At 68.8% G+C, this 17,429-nt stretch carries 21 protein-coding genes; 4 read left to right on the forward strand and 17 right to left on the reverse strand.

What is annotated here, in order from left to right:
* Positions 1-152 precede the first annotated feature (152 nt).
* From AC1ROC_RS09985 to AC1ROC_RS09995, 3 genes are all read right to left on the reverse strand, one after another.
* A complete protein-coding gene (locus AC1ROC_RS09985; RefSeq protein WP_492999895.1) occupies positions 153-1,178 on the reverse strand; it encodes a LacI family DNA-binding transcriptional regulator in 1,026 nt (341 codons plus the stop codon).
* A gap of 72 nt (positions 1,179-1,250) precedes the next feature.
* Entirely contained in the window at positions 1,251-2,144 is an 894-nt protein-coding gene (locus AC1ROC_RS09990; protein ID WP_493000015.1) for an oxidoreductase, read from the reverse strand.
* Positions 2,144-2,947: an AraC family transcriptional regulator gene (locus AC1ROC_RS09995; RefSeq protein WP_492999897.1), complete on the reverse strand. Its 804-nt coding sequence runs from the start codon at positions 2,945-2,947 to the stop codon at positions 2,144-2,146. Before AC1ROC_RS09995 ends, AC1ROC_RS09990 begins: the two co-directional genes overlap by 1 nt.
* 75 nt (positions 2,948-3,022) lie before the next feature.
* Here AC1ROC_RS09995 and AC1ROC_RS10000 point away from each other — a divergent pair, with 75 nt between their 5' ends.
* Positions 3,023-4,321, forward strand: a complete 1,299-nt coding sequence (locus AC1ROC_RS10000; protein WP_492999900.1) for a CynX/NimT family MFS transporter — start codon at positions 3,023-3,025, stop codon at positions 4,319-4,321.
* Positions 4,322-4,368: 47 nt separating this feature from the next.
* On the opposite strand, the gene AC1ROC_RS10005 is transcribed toward AC1ROC_RS10000, so the two are convergent.
* Together AC1ROC_RS10005 and AC1ROC_RS10010 are read right to left on the reverse strand one after the other, a co-directional pair.
* Positions 4,369-4,935: a TetR/AcrR family transcriptional regulator gene (locus AC1ROC_RS10005; protein ID WP_492999902.1), complete on the reverse strand. Its 567-nt coding sequence runs from the start codon at positions 4,933-4,935 to the stop codon at positions 4,369-4,371.
* Complete coding sequence (locus tag AC1ROC_RS10010; protein ID WP_492999905.1) at positions 4,935-5,402, reverse strand: nuclear transport factor 2 family protein; 468 nt, start codon at positions 5,400-5,402, stop codon at positions 4,935-4,937. Before AC1ROC_RS10010 ends, AC1ROC_RS10005 begins: the two co-directional genes overlap by 1 nt.
* Positions 5,403-5,582: 180 nt before the next feature.
* On the opposite strand from AC1ROC_RS10010, the gene AC1ROC_RS10015 reads away from it, so the two are divergent.
* Positions 5,583-6,524, forward strand: coding sequence for a hypothetical protein (locus AC1ROC_RS10015; protein ID WP_492999907.1), 942 nt, complete (start codon positions 5,583-5,585; stop codon positions 6,522-6,524).
* A 350-nt stretch (positions 6,525-6,874) separates the two neighbouring features.
* Positions 6,875-7,105, forward strand: a complete 231-nt coding sequence (locus tag AC1ROC_RS10020) for a hypothetical protein (RefSeq protein ID WP_492999909.1) — start codon at positions 6,875-6,877, stop codon at positions 7,103-7,105.
* Here AC1ROC_RS10020 and AC1ROC_RS10025 read toward each other — a convergent pair.
* On the reverse strand, positions 7,102-7,302 hold the full coding sequence (locus AC1ROC_RS10025) for a hypothetical protein (RefSeq protein ID WP_085367363.1): 201 nt from the start codon (positions 7,300-7,302) through the stop codon (positions 7,102-7,104). The genes AC1ROC_RS10020 and AC1ROC_RS10025 overlap by 4 nt on opposite strands.
* Positions 7,303-7,337: 35 nt before the next feature.
* Positions 7,338-7,970 (reverse strand): TMEM175 family protein, encoded by a 633-nt coding sequence (locus tag AC1ROC_RS10030; RefSeq protein WP_492999911.1) that lies wholly within the window; start codon positions 7,968-7,970, stop codon positions 7,338-7,340.
* 38 nt (positions 7,971-8,008) lie between these two features.
* Between AC1ROC_RS10030 and mraY the strand changes: the two genes are divergently transcribed.
* Positions 8,009-9,115, forward strand: coding sequence for a phospho-N-acetylmuramoyl-pentapeptide-transferase (gene mraY / locus AC1ROC_RS10035; RefSeq protein WP_085367365.1), 1,107 nt, complete (start codon positions 8,009-8,011; stop codon positions 9,113-9,115).
* Between the two features lie 24 nt (positions 9,116-9,139).
* Here the strand turns inward: mraY and csrA are convergent, their stop codons facing one another.
* The 10 genes from csrA to AC1ROC_RS10085 form a co-directional block, all read right to left on the reverse strand.
* Positions 9,140-9,379, reverse strand: a complete 240-nt coding sequence (gene csrA, locus AC1ROC_RS10040; protein WP_085367366.1) for a carbon storage regulator CsrA — start codon at positions 9,377-9,379, stop codon at positions 9,140-9,142.
* Between the two features lie 9 nt (positions 9,380-9,388).
* Positions 9,389-10,171 (reverse strand): hypothetical protein, encoded by a 783-nt coding sequence (locus AC1ROC_RS10045; protein WP_492999916.1) that lies wholly within the window; start codon positions 10,169-10,171, stop codon positions 9,389-9,391.
* A 4-nt stretch (positions 10,172-10,175) separates the two neighbouring features.
* Positions 10,176-12,224 carry a flagellar biosynthesis protein FlhA gene (locus AC1ROC_RS10050; RefSeq protein WP_085367368.1) on the reverse strand — a complete coding sequence of 683 codons (2,049 nt, stop codon included), beginning with the start codon at positions 12,222-12,224 and terminating at the stop codon, positions 10,176-10,178.
* Complete coding sequence (locus AC1ROC_RS10055) at positions 12,224-13,312, reverse strand: EscU/YscU/HrcU family type III secretion system export apparatus switch protein (protein ID WP_085367369.1); 1,089 nt, start codon at positions 13,310-13,312, stop codon at positions 12,224-12,226. The genes AC1ROC_RS10050 and AC1ROC_RS10055 overlap by 1 nt, the downstream gene beginning before the upstream one ends.
* Positions 13,309-14,070: a flagellar biosynthetic protein FliR gene (locus AC1ROC_RS10060; protein WP_085367370.1), complete on the reverse strand. Its 762-nt coding sequence runs from the start codon at positions 14,068-14,070 to the stop codon at positions 13,309-13,311. The genes AC1ROC_RS10055 and AC1ROC_RS10060 overlap by 4 nt, the downstream gene beginning before the upstream one ends.
* Positions 14,070-14,345 carry a flagellar biosynthetic protein FliQ gene (locus AC1ROC_RS10065; RefSeq protein WP_085367371.1) on the reverse strand — a complete coding sequence of 92 codons (276 nt, stop codon included), beginning with the start codon at positions 14,343-14,345 and terminating at the stop codon, positions 14,070-14,072. The genes AC1ROC_RS10060 and AC1ROC_RS10065 overlap by 1 nt, the downstream gene beginning before the upstream one ends.
* A complete protein-coding gene (gene fliP / locus AC1ROC_RS10070) occupies positions 14,342-15,115 on the reverse strand; it encodes a flagellar type III secretion system pore protein FliP (protein ID WP_143465522.1) in 774 nt (257 codons plus the stop codon). The genes AC1ROC_RS10065 and fliP overlap by 4 nt, the downstream gene beginning before the upstream one ends.
* A gap of 77 nt (positions 15,116-15,192) precedes the next feature.
* The gene (locus AC1ROC_RS10075; RefSeq protein WP_492999922.1) at positions 15,193-15,765 is read right to left on the reverse strand and encodes a FliO/MopB family protein; all 573 of its coding nucleotides are present in this window, start codon (positions 15,763-15,765) and stop codon (positions 15,193-15,195) included.
* 6 nt (positions 15,766-15,771) lie between these two features.
* Positions 15,772-16,494, reverse strand: coding sequence for a flagellar motor switch protein FliN (gene fliN / locus AC1ROC_RS10080; protein ID WP_143465480.1), 723 nt, complete (start codon positions 16,492-16,494; stop codon positions 15,772-15,774).
* A 6-nt stretch (positions 16,495-16,500) separates the two neighbouring features.
* Positions 16,501-17,382 (reverse strand): flagellar motor switch protein FliM, encoded by an 882-nt coding sequence (locus AC1ROC_RS10085; RefSeq protein ID WP_085367373.1) that lies wholly within the window; start codon positions 17,380-17,382, stop codon positions 16,501-16,503.
* Between the last annotated feature and the right edge of the window lie 47 nt (positions 17,383-17,429).

The raw sequence follows: 17,429 nt of genomic DNA on the forward strand, positions 1-17,429 counted from the left end.
GGTGCAGGTGCAGTGCTTCGGGTGTGTCCAAAACGTTTCGGATCGCACAGCGTGCGTTTACCGAAACGTTTCGGTAGCTCATGCTGTCATGCTTGAGTGCGCGAGGACAACCCCCATTCGGGGGTCACGCGGATGGAGCTCTACCGTGGGGCTCAGCGTCCGGCGGGAGCCGGCCCGGTGGAGTCCCTGGCGATGAAGGCCGCATCCGAGATGCGCACGTCGTCGACCGCGCCGTCGGCGATCAGGTCGATGAGCATCCTGCCGGACTCCCTGCCGAGCTCCCGCGGGCTGGTGTGCACGGTCGTCAGCGACGGCCGCACGTATGTGCCGAGGCGGATGTCGTCGAATCCGGCGACCGACAGCTCCCCCGGCACGTCGACGCCCAGGTGCTGCGCCTGGGCGATGAGCCCGATGGCGGACAGGTCGTTGGCGCACACCACGGCCGTCGGCGGCTCAGCGAGTTCGAGGAGCGCGGACGCGGCGGACGCGCCGGCGAGGTAGGTGAAGTCGCCGGGGACGACGGGGCCGGGCGTCAGCCCGAACTCGCGCATCGCGGTCAGCCACGCGCGCTCGCGCTGCGCGGAGTGGATCATGTCCTGCCGGCCGCCGACGTACGCGACGCGGCGATGACCATGCTCCACGAGGTGCTCCACGGTGGCCCGGATGCCCGCATCCGGATCCTGCCTGACCGCCGGGATGGGGAAGTCGGCTCCCGGATTGATCGCGACCGCCGGCAGGCCGAGCTTTTCGATGAGCGCGATGCGCGGGTCGTCGATTTCCAGGTCGTTGACCAGGACGCCGTCGACCCGGCGGTCGGCCGCGAACTTCTCGTAGCGCTGCAGCACCTGGTCGGACTCCGCGGTGATCTGCAGCACCAGCGCGTATCCGCGGGGGTCGATGGCGTCTTCGATCCCGCCGATGAAGCCGCCGAAGAACGGGTCGAGCTCCAGCACATCCGGATCCCGGTGCAGCACGAGGCCGACGGTGTACGCGCGGCGGCCGGACAGGCTCTTGCCGCGGAGCGACGGCACGAATCCGAGCTCGGCGGCGATCCGGACGATGCGGTCGCGGGTGACGTCCGACACCCCGGGACGTCCGTTGAGCGCGCTCGAGACGGAGCTGATCGCCACGCCGGCCTTGTTCGCCACGTCGACGATGGTCACACGCTCATCTGCCACCAGTGCACCCCATTTCCGCGCTCGCCGAGCGACGGACATCCTATGCCGAAACCGGCACGCCAGGATCGCGTGTCAGCCGGGGCCGTCGCTCGTCGCGGCCAGAAGCGGGACGAGCACGTCGCTGATCGGGGTGTCGATTCCGAGGGCACGACCGCGCCGCTGGACGATGCCGTTCCTGACGTCCCATTCGAGCGGCTGATGCGCCTCGCGGTCAGCGAGGATCGACGTGCCGAGGTCGGCGGGGAACGCGCGGAACTTGTCGAGGAGGCGGAGGGGCTCGTCGTCGTCGAGCCTCGCTCCCTCGGCCAGAGCGACCGCGAGACACTCCCGGAGGTAGGCGATCGACAGCGCGGCGATGTCGTCGCGGGCGAACATCCCGGCGCGGCGTCCCGTCAGGGCCATCAGACCGGCGACGGCGTTCTGCAGCAGCTTCCTCCAGGCGAGCGTCGTGAAGTCGCCGGAGACCTCGACCGCGCACATCGTGCCGTCGAACAGGCGCTGCACGGTGTCCGCTCCCGCGCTGTCCGGAAGGGTGAGCCTGGCCTCTCCGCGGAGCTCGACCGAGCCGTCGGGGTGGCGTTGAGCGGGGAACCAGACGATGGCAGGCAGCACGACGCTCTCCGGAGCCAGGGGCCCGACCGTCTCCACCTGCTCGACGCCGTTCTGCAGCACGCACACGATCGTCCGCGGACCGCACAGGACGTCGAGCCAGGGTGCAGCAGCGGCGATCTGGGTGGCCTTGACGGCCAGGAACACGACATCCACGGGGCCAGGCACACGGGCGGGATCGGTGAGGACCGGTCCGGGCACGACCACGGTGCCACGGTCGGTGCGGAGCCTCACCTCCGCGCGCGGAGAGCGGCCGACGATCGTGAGCTGCTGTCCGCGTTCGTGGAGCGCCGCGGCGACGGTCGTGCCGATCGCGCCGGGTCCGATGACCGCCACCGTCTGCCCATCCGGATCCATCACGCAGACAATCTACCTCCCGTGGATGGCGTGGCGGGTCGGAGCGAACTGCGGTACTGGCCGGGGGTCATCCCGACCAGCGGCGAGAACTGCGCGATGAACTGGCTCGTGCTCGCCCACCCGCAGGCCGCCGCCGCGTCGGTGACCGTTGCGCCGCCGGCGAGGAGCACGAGGGCGCGATGCACCCGGAGCTGGAGGCGCCACTGCCGGTATCCCATGCCCGTCTCTTCGCGGAAGAGCCTGCTGAGCGTGCGCGCGCCCACTCCGGTGTGCTCCGCGATGCTCACCAGCGAATGCGGAGACGCGAGATCCCGTTCGACCTCGCGCGCGACGGCGCGCAATCGCGGATCCCGCGGTTCCGGAAGGTGAAGGGGCTGCTCGGGGGTCGTCGCCGCCTCGTCGACGATCACGCTCCTGAGCCGGGCGAGCGCGGACTCCGACCGCGGCAGGCCCGAGGTGATCGCCAGAGCGGCCTCCCGCGCCAGGGCGGAGGCCACGAGCACGGCGGGCCGGTGAGGCAGGGATTCCGCGGCCGCGTCATCGAGATAGACGACCCGCATGTCCGTCCGCCCGTGGGCGCGGTGCGAATGCTCGATGCCCGCCGGCACCCAGGCGAACCGATTGGATGGGGCGATCCACGTGCCGTCGTCCGTCACGAGCGACAGCACGCCGGAGGCCGCGTGGACCAGGTGCCCGAGAGGGTGCGAATGGCGCGGCGAGGTGTCTGCGTGGGCGACGAGGTACGCGCCCTCCGTCGTGAGATCGCCGCCGGTGGTCTCGAGGCGGAGATCATCCAGAGCCACTGCTTGGCGAGAAACCGACACAATCTGGAAGTTTAGGTGTTTCGCGTGCCGGGTGACAGGTGCTGAACTGCCGGAATGACAACGATCAGTGAGCCACCGGACACCGCTTCGACCCCCGCCATCTCCCGGCGTCCCGCTCGCGGAGCGGCGTTCTTCAGCGCCTATGTGGCTGCCGGGCTGTTGCTCATCGCGTTCAATCTGCGCATCGGGGTCGCGTCGGTCGGCCCCGTGCTCTCCTCCATCGAGAGCGGTCTGGGCGTGTCGCCTGCGACCGCGAGCCTGCTCACGACCATCCCGGTCTTCGCCTTCGGGGCGTTCGCGTTCCTCACCCCGGCTCTCACCCGCCGCGTCGGGCTGCACCGGCTTCTCGGGATCACGATGGCCGCGGTCGCGATCGGCATCGGCGTCCGGTTGATCCCGTCGCCGATCGCCCTCTTCGGCGGCACTGTGCTCGTAGGCGCCGCCATCGCCGTCGCGAACGTGTGCATGCCCGCCGCCGTCAAGCAGGATTTCGGGCACCGGGTCGGGCTCATGATGGGGCTCTACTCGACCTCCCTGTTCATCGGCGCGGCCGTCGCCGCCGGTCTCACGGTGCCGCTCATGTCTGCGTTCGGCGGGTCGTGGAGGGAGGCGCTCGGGTTCTGGGTCGTCCCCGCCGTCCTGGCGCTCGTCGTCTGGATTCCGCGCGCGCTCAGGAGGCCTGGTCGGCCGCCGGTCGCGGACGCGCCGGTGGCCCACGCGCCGATGGCCGACGCCATCACCGAGCCTCGCGACGAACCGCGGTTCGCGCGCCTGTTCCGCGATCCCGTCGCCTGGGCGGTCACCGGGTTCATGGGGCTGCAGAGCCTGAGCTACTACGCGGCCCTGACCTGGATCCCGTCCATCCTGCACGACGCGGGAACCACCCAGCACGACGCGGGCCTCCTGCTGGCGTACTCGAGCATCCCTGGCATCCTCGCCGCGCTGACCGTGCCGGCGGCGATCGGCAGGCTGCGGCCGGCCTGGCTTCCGGTCGCGGGTTCCGCGGTGCTCTGCGCCGTCGCCTTCGCCGGGCTGCTCCTCGCGCCTTCCGGGGCGCTGCCCTGGGTCTGGATGACGGCCCTCGGCCTCGGGCAGGGCGCCGTCATCGCGCTGTCGCTGACCTACATCGTCCTGCGTTCGCCCGACGCCAGGCACACCGCGCACGTCTCGACGATGGCGCAGGGGATCGGGTACCTGCTGGCCGGATTCGGGCCGCTCGCGCTGGGCGCCCTCCACTCCGTCACGGGCGGCTGGGCGGTGCCGGTCATCACCCTGATCGTGCTGCTCATCCCGCAGCTCCTGACCGGCGCGGCGGCGAGCCGCGAGCGTCACGTGCTCAGTACTGGGCGCTGATCGAAGACTCTCAAAAGGGCGTGTCCGCATCGCCCCATCGAGTCCGCTCAGCGGACAGGGGCGAGCAGGTGCTGCTTGGCGCGGTCGACGATCCCGAGCAGGGTCGCGTCGTCGCCGTAGGCGCGGGCGAGGATCAGCCCGCCCTGGATCGCCGCGACTGCGTCGAGCGCGCGGTCGGCTGCCTCCTCAGAGGAGAGCCCGCCGGCGCGCAGCGCTCCCGCGAGGGCATCCACCCAGTCGGTGAAGTACTTCCGCACCGGGCCGGTGAAGGCCTCCTGCTCTTCACCCAACGTGATCGCGGCGAACAAGCACACGCGCTCACGGGAAATGAAGTACTCCGCCACCTCCTGCGAGGTCGCTTCGATCGCCTCGGTTGCGTTCTGGGCTGTGCGCAGGGGGGTGAAGATGCGCTCTTCGAACCAGTCGCTGACTTGCGCCAGTACGGCGGCAGCCATGTCCGTCTTCCCCTCGGGAAAGAAGTGGTAAAGGCTGCCGCGGCCGATGCCGGTCTCCTGCTGGATGACCGACAGGGAGCCGCCCTCGAACCCTCGCTTGCGGAACACCCCGGCGAGAGCGAGGACGGCGTCCGAGCGGTCGAGGACGGTTCGAGCCATCAGAGACCGAGTTCGCTCAGGCCGGGGTGGTCGGCCGGACGGGGGCCGGAGACATCCCAGAAGAACGTGCGCTCGGACTCGTCGATGGCGACGTCGTTGATGCTCGCGTGGCGGTGGGTCATCAGGCCCTCCTCGTCGAACTCCCAGTTCTCGTTGCCGTAGGCACGGAACCACTGGCCATCGATGTCATGGTACTCGTACGCGAAACGCACGGCGATCATGTTGCCCGTGTAGGCCCACAGTTCCTTGATCAGGCGATAGTCCAACTCGCGCTCCCACTTGTCGGCGAGAAACGTCACGATCTCCTCACGACCCTGCACGAAGGTCGAGCGGTTCCGCCACCAGCTGTCCTCGCTGTAGGCGAGAGAGATGCGCTCGGGGTCGCGGGTATTCCACGCGTCCTCGGCGGCGCGGGCCTTGAGGATCGCAGTCTCCTTGGTGAACGGGGGAAGCGGGGGACGAGACATGATGGGCTCCTTCGAGAGCAGTGTGTACTGAATGGTTTTGACTGTACCGTTTGGTACGGCGTGTACTAAACGGTACAGAATGGATACAGGCCTGTCAACTAGATGGCGATGATCTATGGAAATGGGGGACGGCACGATCGTCACTTGTGAGCAGAATGAGCCATTGATGCAGGAGGGACCATGAGCAACGAGACCAACTCGCCTCGCCGGCGCAACCAGCTGAGCGACCCAAAGTTCGAGGAACAGGGCGCCATCGCGCTGCCGTACCTATTCCGCCGTTTTGACGCCCTGAACGAGCCCGAACGATCGTTCGTTGGTGAGGGGAACTCGGCATTGCAAGGAGACGACGCCGCAACGCCCTATGAGCCCGTCTCGGACTTGGTGGCGTCACATTTTGCGGTGGCTATGGACCAACTTCATGCGGTGAAACTCGCGGTCGAAAGCGGCCGCGAGGCAGGCCAGTTAAACATCCTCCCGATGTCGATGTATACACTCATCCGGTCAGCGTTTGAGACGATCGGCACGGCTATCTGGCTGCTCTCACCACCGTCACGGGATGAGCGAGTCCTGCGAGCACTTCAACTCACGTACGACCACCGCCAGAGCGTGCGCACGGTCGCGGCAGAGCTTGGAGACAGCGAGGATCCCGGTTTCGACCGAATGGCGAGCCGTATGGAACAGCTCCGAGACGCCCGGCCGGGCCTTCGAGGCAGAAGCCTGAGGCTGAAAACTGTGACCCAACGGCTCGACGCTATCCCTAGCCGATTGCCAGACCTATTCATGCCGCCGCTAACGCTCTGGCGAATGTCGAGCGGTCTGGCGCACGGAAACAACGCGATGATTCGCTTCGTATTGGAGCACGAGCAGGTCACCGATTTCCGGAACGGGCGCGGTCAATTCCGGCTCACATCGAGTGTCGGTGTGCTTGCCCTGTTCTACATGTCCGCGTTGCAGATGGTCGACGGCCTCCTCGCGCTCCACGCGCTGCGGAACCGAGCGCCGACCCGTCCCCCCAGCCCAGCTCTCTGGGTAGGTCTGTTCGGGCCCGCTTACCTGACGTTGCCCAGCTGCGAGACACCGCCGCTAACGGTTATTACAGCAAACGTGACGGAAACGACCTGACGACGAGGCCACCTCGATAGCCTGCCCTCATGCACCGGTCACCATTGACGCCTGACGACACCCCTATCGCGATCAGCGCATTGGTGGACTTGGTGAATGCCGGAACGTGGGTGGCGAACGCCGGCATAGGACACGATCCGCCCTCGGAATGGATCGCCGCGTCGATGTACAGCGACTCCATCGACCGTCTTTAGGTCGCGAAGGCTGACGCCCGCAGCCACGTTCCGGATGCTGCACGAACGTGCGCCGCGCATCCCTAGCCGCGCCCCTGCCGCGGGCGTAGGCTCACCTCACGACAGCGTGCCGACGGCGAGCGAGGTCTGCTCAGCCTGTCGGCGGAAGGAGCCAGGATGAGCACGAACGAGTCAGAGCGCGAGCCGGTGGACCGCGACGACCTCGAAGGCAGCTACACCGAGGTGGACGGCGAAGCGCCCACGGAGCGCACCGTCCACGGCCAGTACACCGAGGAGGAGGGCGTCGGCCCCGATCCAGCGGTGAAGGGCAGCTACACCGACACGGACGAGACCGCCGAGGTCCCCGCGGAGGAGGAGCAGGGCGACTACACCGAGCGCGACAGCTAGCGGAGCTTCTTGGCGGCCAGCTTGCGCGCCTTCTCGGCGTTCTTCTTGGCCTCCGAGCGCGCCTTCTTCACGTTGGGGTCGTTCCAGAACGACGTGGCGGCCGAGGTGATCTGGTCGTAGCGCTCACGGCCGGCGCGCGCGCCGAGGACGTAGGCGATGCCCGCGATCACGAGGATGAGCAGAAACTTGGGACGCATCGGTTCTCCTGACTGTGTCGCCACGACGGTAGCCCTCAGGCCGTGCCGTGTGAACCCCGGCGACGGAAGACGAGGGCGAGCAGCCGGTGCAACGGCCGGCCGAGGAACAGCACGAGCAGCCAGAACAGGCCCACCGTCGGGAAGAGCACCGCGAGGACCAGCGCGACGGCGAGCAGGATGGTCGGCGAGATGCTGCGGAGCAGGTCGATGCTTTCGAGAGCGCCGTCGCGCAGCAGTTCGGGACGGCGGCAGATGTGCACCTCCATGATCCACATGGCGATGCTCGCGACGACCATGTTGCCGATGTAGACCGCATCCACGTCGCCGCGGTCGCCGCCGACGGTCGACACCAGGTTGGTGGCGAACGGAATGAACACGATCGAGGCCAGCCAGAGGAAGTTCAGCCAGATCAGGGTGATGGAGTAGTCGCGGATCCACTCGAAGACCTGGTGGTGGATGATCCAGAACCGGCCGATCACCACGAACGAGATGCCGAAGCCGAGCAGTTCGCCCTGGTGGTCGCCGATGAACGCGCCGACCGACTGGTGCTCGATGTCCGCCGCCACGTCGACGAGCGGCAGGATCAGCAGGGTGATCGCGATGGCGACCGCCGCGTCGGAGAAGTTGACGAGCCTGTCGAGGCCGCGCTCGGTCCTGAGGACTGTCATGCCAGTATTCTGCCGGGTCGACTGCCAGACTTGCAGCCGTGGGGACTCTTCTTCTGGCCGGCGCGCTCGCGCTCGCCTTCTCGCTCTTTCTGACACCGCTCTTCGTCCGGCTGTTCACGCGGCTCGAACTCGGCCAGTTCATCCGGGACGACGGCCCGCAATCGCACCACTCCAAACGGGGCACGCCGACGATGGGCGGCATCGTCATCCTGCTGGCGACGCTGTTCGGGTTCTTCGTCGCCGCACTCGTCAACGGTGGAGACGGCATCTCGCCGTCGTCGCTCCTGGTGCTTCTCATGTTCGTCGGGATGGCGGCGGTCGGGTTCGTCGACGACTTCCTCAAGGTGCACAACCAGCGCAGCCTGGGGCTCGGCGGCTGGGCCAAGATCGGCGGCCAGGCGGTCGTCGCGACCGTCTTCGGCCTGCTCGCCCTGCAGTTCCCGGATGCCTCAGGACACACCCCGGCGTCCACCGCGATCTCCGCCGTGCGTGACATCCCCGCACTCGACCTCGCGCGCATCGCGACGGCGGTGCCGGTGGTCGGGATCGTGCTCTACCTGATCTGGGTGAACGTCCTCGCCTCGGCGACCACGAACGGCGTGAACCTCGCCGACGGGCTCGACGGCCTCGCGACCGGCGCATCCATCCTCGCCATCGGCTCGTACGTGCTCATCGGGTTCTGGCAGTTCAACCAGTCCTGCTCCAACGCGAACATCCGGCCGGAGAACCTGGCCAGGTGCTACCCGACGAGCGATCCGCTCTCCCTCGCCGTGGTGGCCGCAGCCATCTGCGGCGCACTCATCGGCTTCCTGTGGTGGAACACCAACCCGGCGAAGATCATCATGGGCGACACGGGATCCCTCGGCCTCGGCGGTGCGCTGTGCGCCCTGGCGATCGAGTCCCACACCGAGCTCCTCCTCATCCTCATCGGCGGCCTGTTCGTCATCGAGGCGGGATCGGTCATCGTCCAGCGGGCGTACTTCAAGGCGACGCACGGCAGGCGCCTGTTCCCGATGACCCCGATCCACCACAGCTTCGAGCTGATGGGATGGGCAGAGGTGACCATCGTGGTCCGGTTCTGGATCATCGCCGGCGTGCTCATCGCGGTCGGCGTCGGGACGTTCTACTTCGAGTGGCTGAGCTAGCGCCCACGCCGAAACGACAGCCGGTCAGTCGAGGCCGAGCGACTTCTTGATGACGGCCTCCGGGTCGACCGTGGTCGCCGCGGATTCTGTCGCCTGCTGGTTGGCCTCGGTGATCGCGCGGATGACCTCGTCGCGCTGGATGCGGACCCCGCGCGGTGCGTCGATGCCGATCCGGATGCCGTCGCCGCGCGCATCCAGGATCGTCACGACGATGTCGTCGCCGATGAGCACCCGCTCCCCGACCTTGCGCGTCAATACCAGCATTGCTTCAGCCTAGCGGGGCGCGTCGTCCAGCCACAGGACGGGAAAGCCCAGCGCATCCACCGACTCCGGCGTGCTGGTGAAGGCGGCACCGGATGCGGCGATCCCGTCGACCGCGAGCACCGCATCCACTGCGGCCACCCAGGCGGCGGTGTCCTCGGCTTTGCGGGACGCGTCGACGGCCACCCAGACCTGATCGGGCGCGATCCCGGCGAGCGATTCGGCGAGCGCGGGCAGGTCGTCCGCGCCGTGCTCCAGGCCGTATGCGGCGATCACCGAGCGCTCCCTGCGCACCCCGTCCGCCCTGGCACGCAGTGCACCGCGGCGGTCGTCGACGCGCGGGGCGGCGGCGCGGGAGCAGCCGCCCGGCCGCACCTCTGCGTCCTCGACCGAGGCGGAGAAGACACGGGATGCGGAGACAGCGTCCGCGCCAAGTCCGACGACGAGCGTGAGGTCGCCGCGTCCGCGCAGGCGGGCAGGCGGTGCGGACGCGTGCGAGGGCGAGTCGGGCGGTGCGGGCGCGGGCGATGCGGGCGCGGGCGATGCGGGCGGTGAGACCGGAACGGCCTCCGCGGCCTCCTGCCGGGCTACGAGCGCGGCCTGCAACCGCTCATCCAGCTCCGGCGGCTCGGTCTTCTCCGGCGCCTCCTGCGTCTCCGGCGCCAGCGCACCGGACTCCGTCTCCCCCACGACGCGCACGAGATCGTCGAGGATCGCCGCGAACGCCGCCGACGAGGTGGACACCGCGGGCAGCACCTCCTCCTCGGCGTCGCCGCCGTACTCCGCAGCGTCCATCCACTCAGGCCGCGATCGGCTCCACAACGCGCACCACCCCCACCGTCTCGATCTGCGCAGGCACGGACGTGACCTCCTGGTACGACAGCACGGCGAGGCCGCTCAGCTGCCCGGCCACCAGCCGCCGGATCGCCGGGCGCAGAGCGGGGGCGCAGACCAGGATCGCCGAGACGCCCTGGTCGTCCAGCTGCGCGGCCGTCTGCCGCAGCGAGCTGAGCACCGCTTCGAGTCGCACCGGGTCGAGCACGATCTGTGTGCCGAACTCCGAGGGCCGCAGCCCTTCGAGCATGGCCTGTTCGAGGCCGGGGTCGATCATGATGACCCGCAGCGTCGACCCGTCCAGGTGCGGTGCGACGACCGCAGGGCCGAGGGCGGACCGCGCGGCCTCCACCAGCCCCTCCGGGTCGTTCGAGGTCTTCGCCCGCAGCGCGAGGGCCTCCAGGATGCGCGGCAGGTCGTTGATCGCGACCTGCTCGATCAGCAGCCCCTGAAGCACCCGCTGCACCTCAGCGAGGGTCAGCAGGTTCGGGATGAGCTCATCCACAGCGGACGGGCTCACCTGCTTCACGCCCTCGGTGAGCTGGCGCACGTCCTCGCGGGTGAGCAGCCTGGCCGCGTTCGCGGTGATGATCGACGACAGGTGCGTGATGAGCACGGAGACGCGGTCGATCACGGTCGCACCGCCGAGTTCGGCGCTGTGCCGCATCTCGCTCGGGATCCACTTCGCACCCAGCCCGAAGACCGGCTCGACCGTCGGGGTACCAGGCAGCGCATCCAGTGCGTCGCCGAGTGCGAGCACCCGCCCGCTCGGCGCCTGACCGCGCCCGGCCTCCACGCCGGCGATCTTGATGACGTAGGTGGACGGCGGCAGGTCCGCGCTGTCCCTGGTGCGCACCGGCGGCACGATGATGCCCAATTCGAGCGCGATCTTGCGGCGCAGGGCGCGCACCCGGGCGAGCAGGTCGTCCGACGCTCCGCTGACGATGTCGACCAGGTCGGGCGCGAGGGTGATCTCCAGGGCGTGGACGCGCATCTGCTCCAGCAGATCGTCCGTGGTCTCCCCCTTGCCGGCGTTCGCGACGGCGGCCTGCGCCGCCTGCGCCTTCTTCGCGGCGGCCTGCGAGTTCTTGAGCCGCTGCGCCGCGAGGATCAGGAACGCGCCGACCAGCACGAACGGGATGGGCGGCATCCCGGGGATGAGCGCCATCACGATGGCCGCGCATCCGGCGATGGTCAGGGCGTTGCGCGACTGGCTGAGCTGCCCGCTCGCCGTCGTGCCGATGTCGGCCTCCGCGTTGGAGCGCGTGACGATCATGCCGGTGGAGACCGCCATCAGCAGCGCGGGGATCTGCGTGACCAGGCCGTCTCCGATGGTCAGCAGCGTGTACGAGTTGACCGCGTCGCCGATCTCCATGCCGCGCTGGATCATGCCGATGGCGATACCGCCGACCACGTTGATGACGATGATCAGGATGCCCGCGATGGCGTCGCCCTTGACGAACTTGGATGCGCCGTCCATCGCCCCGTAGAAGTCCGCCTCCGCCGACACCTCTGCACGGCGGGTGCGGGCCTGCTCCTCGGTGATGAGACCGGCGTTGAGGTCGGCGTCGATCGCCATCTGCTTGCCGGGCATGGCGTCGAGGGTGAAGCGGGCGCCGACCTCGGCGACGCGCTCGGCACCCTTGGTGACCACGATGAACTGGATGACGATCAGGATGAGGAAGACCACCGCGCCGATGATGATGGAGCCGCCCACCGCCACATGCCCGAACGCCTGGATGACCTGGCCGGCGTATCCGTCGCCGAGCACCAGGCGGGTGGATGCGACGTTGAGGCCCAGCCGGAACAGGGTCGCCACCAGCAGCAGCGACGGGAAGACCGAGAAGTCGAGCGGCTTCTTGACGAACATCGTGGTGAGCAGGATGACCAGCGCCAGCATGATGTTGACGATGATGAGCGTGTCCAGCAGCCAGGCGGGCACAGGGACCACGAGCAGCATGATGATGCCGACGACCCCGATGGGCACGGCGACTTTGGTGGTGGTCGATCTCATCAGATGCCTCCCAGGATCGGGGTCATGGTGTGGGTTCCGTATGCGGAGCCGCGGGCCTTCAGCGACATGACGAACGCGAGCACCCTCGCCACCTGGTTGTAGAGGTCGACGGGGATCTCGTCGCCCAGTTGGCATCCGGCGTGCAGCGCGCGGGCGAGCGGGATGTCCTTCACGATCGGCACCCGCTCCTCCTCCGCCTTCTCGCGGATGCGCTGCGCGATGGTTCCGGAGCCCTTCGCGACCACGCGCGGGGCCGACTTGCCGGGCTCGTACTTGATGGCGATGGCGATGTGCGTCGGGTTGACGAGCACCACATCCGACATCGCGATGGCGGCGATCATCCTGTTGCGACTCATCGCGAGCTGGCGGGAGCGGCGCTGCGACCGGATCAGCGGGTCGCCGTCGCTGTTCTTCTGCTCGTCGCGCACCTCGCGCTTGGTCATGCGCGTCTGCTTGCGGTTGCGGCGCATCACGACGAGCACGTCGAGTCCCGCGAGCACCAGGCCGGCGCCGACCGCGGCCTGCAGCAGGCCGGTCGCGCCGCTGGTCGCGGCGGCGAGCAGGGAGTTCAGCGACAGGCTGCCCGCGGTCAGCAGCACGGGCATGAGCCCCTGCACCACGAGGTAGAGGCCGACGGCGACGACCGCGGACTTGAGCAGGGTCTTCGCGCCCTCCCAGAGCGCGCGCATCCCGAACACCCTGGCGACGCCCTTGACGATGTTGAACTGCTCGTACTTGCCCTCGAGCTTCTTGAGATGCACGCCGCCCTGGGCGGCCGCCGCGCCGATGATCGCGATGGCGGCGACAGCCAGCAGCGGGCCGATGGTGCCCAGGATGCTGCCGAGCCCGTCCCCGAGGGCCTTCAGCGCTGCCGCGGGGTCAGGGTTCTCGATGATGGAGCGCACGGTGAACAGCTGGTCGACCCCTGCGCTGCTGCCGAGCCCGATGGTGAACGGCAGCATCACGGCCGCCGCCCCGACGCCCACCCACGCGGTGAGGTCCATCGACTTGCCGAGGCGGCCCTTCTCGCGGGCCTCCTTCATCCGCTTGTCGGTCGCCTGTTCTGTGCGTTCCTGCGCGTCGCTCATCGGCCCACCCCCAGCATCGTCTTGACAGCAGTACCGGTCAGGCCCTCGACGACCCCCGGCAACGCAACGAACAGCACCGCGGAGAGCACGACGGTGAGCATGATCTTCAGCGGGAAACCGAGCGAGAACGCGTTGAGCGCCGGTGCCACGCGCGTGAGCAGGCCGAGGCCGACGTCGGCCAGGAACAGCACCACGATCAGCGGCCCGGCGATCTGCACGGCGGCCACGAACATCTGCGTCACCCCGGTGACCATCTGCTTGGCGGGGTCGGAGAGGTCGATGCCCGCCGCCAGCGGGATGGCGTCGTACGAGCGGATCAGCCCGCCGATGATCAACTGGTACGCACCGGATGCGAACAGCAGCGCCAGCGCCGTCATCTGGAACAGCCGGGTGAACTGGGCGCCGTTGATCATCGACTGCGGGTCGAACGCCTGCGCAAGCTGGAAGCCGCCGAACAGGTCGACCAGGCTGCCGGCCGACTGCACGGCGGCGAACACCAGGTAGACGAGGAAGCCGAGCGTCGCGCCGACCGCGAGCTCCCGCAGCAGGTCGACGAGGAACATCCCGATGTCTGCGGAGTGGTACCCCGCAGCGACCCGCGGGGCGACGGCCACGGCGAGGCCGATGGCGAGCATCCCTTTGATCTGGGCGGGGATGCCGTTGTAGGAGAACGGCGGCGCGATCACCAGGAACGCGACCATGCGCAGCGACGCCAGCGCGATGGCCTCGATGGTGGACAGGTCGATGGGGATGTACATCAGCCGCCGCCCAGCAGCGACGGGATCTTCTCGAACAGCACGTTCGTGAAGGTGATCAGCTCGGAGATCATCCAGTGGCCGCAGACGATGAGTGCCACGCCGACCGCAGCGGCCTTCGGCACGAACGAGAGCGTCACCTCCTGGATCTGGGTGATCGACTGCACCAGGGAGATGGCGAAGCCGACCACGAGCGCCGTGACCACGATCGGGGCGGCCAGCTTGGCGGTGATCATCAGGCCCTGCATGGCGATGTCGAGGACCGCGTTCGCGTTCATCCGCCACCCCGATAGCTCGTGATGAGGCTCGTGATGACGAGGCCCCAGCCATCCACCAGCACGAACAGCAGGATCTTGAACGGCAGCGAGATCATCACCGGCGGGAGCATCATCATGCCCATCGACATCAGCGCGGCGGAGACGACCATGTCGATCACCAGGAACGGCACGAAGATCACGAAGCCGATGATGAACGCGGCCCGCAGCTCCGAGATCATGAACGCCGGGATGAGCGTGAGCATCGGGACGGCGGACGGGCTCGCCGGGTTCGGGCGCCCGGCCGCACGCGTCATCAGCGCGATGTCCTCCTCGCGGACGTGCGCCAGCATGAACCCGCGCAACGGCCCCTCGGCCAGATGCACCGCCGCGGTGAAGTCGATGTGGCCGTTCAGGTACGGCTGAACGGCCGAGTTGTTGATGTCGATCAGCACCGGGCTCATGATGAACAGGCTGAGGAACAGGGCGAGGCCGGCGAGCACCTGGTTCGGCGGGATCGACGGCAGCGCGAGGGCGTTCCTGGTGAGAGCCAGGACGACGAAGATCTTGGTGAACGACGACATCATCAGCAGCAGCGCGGGCGCGACGGACAGCAGGGTGATGCCCAGCAGGGTCAGGATGGCCGCGGACGGTGTGCCGTTCGGGCCGTTGATGTCGATGGTGACGCCGCCCGTGCCTCCGCCCGGACCGGCCGGACCGGTCGGGGTGGGGACGGGCTCAGGCACCATCGGCAGCGGGGCTGCGTGCGCGACATTCGCCGTGAGCAGCACCATCGCGACCGCCGAGATGACGGCGAGCACGATCGCGATCACGAACCGTGGGGAGCGGATCAGCCGCCCGGCCGCGGCGATCACTTCTTGGGCCGCACCGCCGAGCTCGCCTGCCTCCACGTTGCCGGTGACAGGATCGAGCCCTTGAGGGCCTCGTCGAATACGGAGGCGCGTCCCTGCGCCGTCAGGTAATCGGCATCCTGCCTGGTGTTCTTCGCGGGCTTCACGGCGCCCACCTGCCGTCCTGCTGCTGCGGACGGGAGCGCATCCTGCGCGTCGTCCTGGGTGGTTATGGGGTGGTCTTCGATGGTGCTCTGCTGGTCGAGCGGGCTCTGCGGGTTGATCGGTTTGGCGAACGTCTGCCGCACGCGGGCGATCGGGGTGACCTCCGCCTCCAGGTCGACCGGGCGGTCACCGGAGGCGAGCACGTTGACGTTCCGCTCCGTGACGCCGAGCACGAACCGGGTGCCGTCCACATCCACCACGACGACCGACGCCTTCGAGCCGACGCCCTGGCGGCCGACCACGGTCACGGCGTTGCCGCGGCGCACGCCGCGCTTGCCCTTGGTGACGCGCCGTTGCACGTACCAGAGCAGAGCGACGATCACGCCGAGAACGACGAGAACGCGCAAGGCGACGAACAGGGTGTCCACGAAAAGTCAGTCCAGGTCTTCCGAAGCGTCGAGGATCTTGGTGATGCGCACCGCGTAGTCCTGGTCGACGACCACGATCTCGCCGTGCGCGATCAGACGGCCGTTGAGCAGCACGTCCGCGGGCGACCCGGCTGAGCGGTCCAGTTCGATGACCGCGCCGGGCTCCATCGCGAGCACGTCGCGCACGGGCATCCTGGTGCGGCCGATCTCCACCGTCAACGCCATCTCGACGTTGCTGATGCGGCCCAGCTTCCCCGCGATCGACCCCGAGCCGAGGTCGCGCTCGTTCGCGCTCGCACGTCCCCGGATGGCGAACCAGCCGACGATCCCGGATGCACCGGCCAGCTCGAACACGACGGTTCCCGCGTCCTCGAACAGCTGGGTCGCGTCCTCGACCCGCGCGTCGTCGAGCACCCCGGCGCCGAGCGTGTCGCTGGCCGCCTCGATGGCCGGCTGCAGCACATCCTGGATGGCGACGACGGGCGAACCGTCCGCCGCGTCGTCGACGATGCTCGGCGCATCCAGCAGCACGACGGCCAGATCGGCGGACACGGCGCCGACGAAGCTGGCGACCACGGCGCTGCCTGTCGCCCCGGCGAACGCGCCGAGCGTGTGCAGGCGCGGGGTCAGCGGCGTGCCCGTCGGCAGGACGCCGACGAGGGCGTTCGCCGCGGCGAGCGCATCGGATGCGCTCAGGGCGGACGCCGTACCGGTGGTGGTCATGCTCATGGTCTGTCAGTCCTCTGTGTTCACGATCACGCACGCCAGGCGCGAGCCGCTGGAGCCCAGCGCTGCACCGGCGACGGGGTGGCCCCCGACGGCGAGATCGAACGGTCGGTGTTGCGGATGCGGGATCGGGAGCAGGTCGCCGACGGCGAGCCCGAGCACGACGCTCGGCTTGACCCGCGCGGGGGTGAGCCGCAGGGAGACGTCGACGGGCACGTGGGCGAGCTGCGCATCCAGAAGCTCGCGTGCGTCGTCGGCACTGCTGGTCGGGTTGGTCTCCCCCAGCTGAGGGAGCAGGACGATGGCGGGAAGGGCGAGTGTCGCCGGTGCGACGTTCTCCCCCACCCGCAGCTCGAAGGTGGCGACGATCATCAGCTCGGCGGTGGCCGCCGCCTGCGCGAACTGCGAGTTGTACTGGATCGCGTCGACGCCGATCGGCGTGACCAGCAGGGCGCCCAGCGAATACCGCAGGTCTTCGAGCGCGTCGTCCATCAGGCGCCGCACGAGCGCGTGCTCGATCTGCGTGAAGGTGCGCTCGGCATCCACCGGGTTGCCCGTTCCGCCCAGCATCGCGTTCACCCAGGACAGGGCGGCGACGGTCGGGAACTGGATGACGCCCTTCGGCGCGATGCCGTCGAGCTCGCAGAGCACCATCGCGGTGGTCGCGGGCAGCGATGCGGCGTACTCGTCGTACGTCTGCATGGCGACGGACTCGCACTCCACCTGGCTGAGCACCCGCACCTTGGCGGTCAACTGCGTCGCCCACTGCCGCGCGAACGTCTCGAACGCGAGCTCGAGCACCCGCGAGTGCTCGCGCGCCAGCGTCGTCGGACGCCGGAAGTCGTACACCGGCGCCTCTGGCGCAGTCTCAGGAGCGTGCAGGGTGGTCACGGTGCCGACTATCGGCGGGGAGGGGGGATGCGTTAGGGACTTTTCTC

It is taken from the genome of Leifsonia sp. GW821-FHT13C05, assembly GCF_058806515.1.

What these genes read in the sequence shown, in the direction of transcription:
- AC1ROC_RS09990 (WP_493000015.1), bottom strand. Translation starts at nt 2,144, where the DNA reads ATGGATCCGGATGGGCAGACGGTGGCGGTCATCGGACCCGGCGCGATC.
- AC1ROC_RS10000 (WP_492999900.1), top strand. Translation starts at nt 3,023, where the DNA reads ATGACAACGATCAGTGAGCCACCGGACACCGCTTCGACCCCCGCCATC.
- AC1ROC_RS10005 (WP_492999902.1), bottom strand. Translation starts at nt 4,935, where the DNA reads ATGGCTCGAACCGTCCTCGACCGCTCGGACGCCGTCCTCGCTCTCGCC.
- AC1ROC_RS10010 (WP_492999905.1), bottom strand. Translation starts at nt 5,402, where the DNA reads ATGTCTCGTCCCCCGCTTCCCCCGTTCACCAAGGAGACTGCGATCCTC.
- AC1ROC_RS10015 (WP_492999907.1), top strand. Translation starts at nt 5,583, where the DNA reads ATGAGCAACGAGACCAACTCGCCTCGCCGGCGCAACCAGCTGAGCGAC.
- AC1ROC_RS10020 (WP_492999909.1), top strand. Translation starts at nt 6,875, where the DNA reads ATGAGCACGAACGAGTCAGAGCGCGAGCCGGTGGACCGCGACGACCTC.
- AC1ROC_RS10025 (WP_085367363.1), bottom strand. Translation starts at nt 7,302, where the DNA reads ATGCGTCCCAAGTTTCTGCTCATCCTCGTGATCGCGGGCATCGCCTAC.
- AC1ROC_RS10030 (WP_492999911.1), bottom strand. Translation starts at nt 7,970, where the DNA reads ATGACAGTCCTCAGGACCGAGCGCGGCCTCGACAGGCTCGTCAACTTC.
- csrA (WP_085367366.1), bottom strand. Translation starts at nt 9,379, where the DNA reads ATGCTGGTATTGACGCGCAAGGTCGGGGAGCGGGTGCTCATCGGCGAC.
- AC1ROC_RS10045 (WP_492999916.1), bottom strand. Translation starts at nt 10,171, where the DNA reads ATGGACGCTGCGGAGTACGGCGGCGACGCCGAGGAGGAGGTGCTGCCC.
- AC1ROC_RS10050 (WP_085367368.1), bottom strand. Translation starts at nt 12,224, where the DNA reads ATGAGATCGACCACCACCAAAGTCGCCGTGCCCATCGGGGTCGTCGGC.
- AC1ROC_RS10055 (WP_085367369.1), bottom strand. Translation starts at nt 13,312, where the DNA reads ATGAGCGACGCGCAGGAACGCACAGAACAGGCGACCGACAAGCGGATG.
- AC1ROC_RS10060 (WP_085367370.1), bottom strand. Translation starts at nt 14,070, where the DNA reads ATGTACATCCCCATCGACCTGTCCACCATCGAGGCCATCGCGCTGGCG.
- AC1ROC_RS10065 (WP_085367371.1), bottom strand. Translation starts at nt 14,345, where the DNA reads ATGAACGCGAACGCGGTCCTCGACATCGCCATGCAGGGCCTGATGATC.
- fliP (WP_143465522.1), bottom strand. Translation starts at nt 15,115, where the DNA reads ATGGTGCTGCTCACGGCGAATGTCGCGCACGCAGCCCCGCTGCCGATG.
- fliN (WP_143465480.1), bottom strand. Translation starts at nt 16,494, where the DNA reads ATGAGCATGACCACCACCGGTACGGCGTCCGCCCTGAGCGCATCCGAT.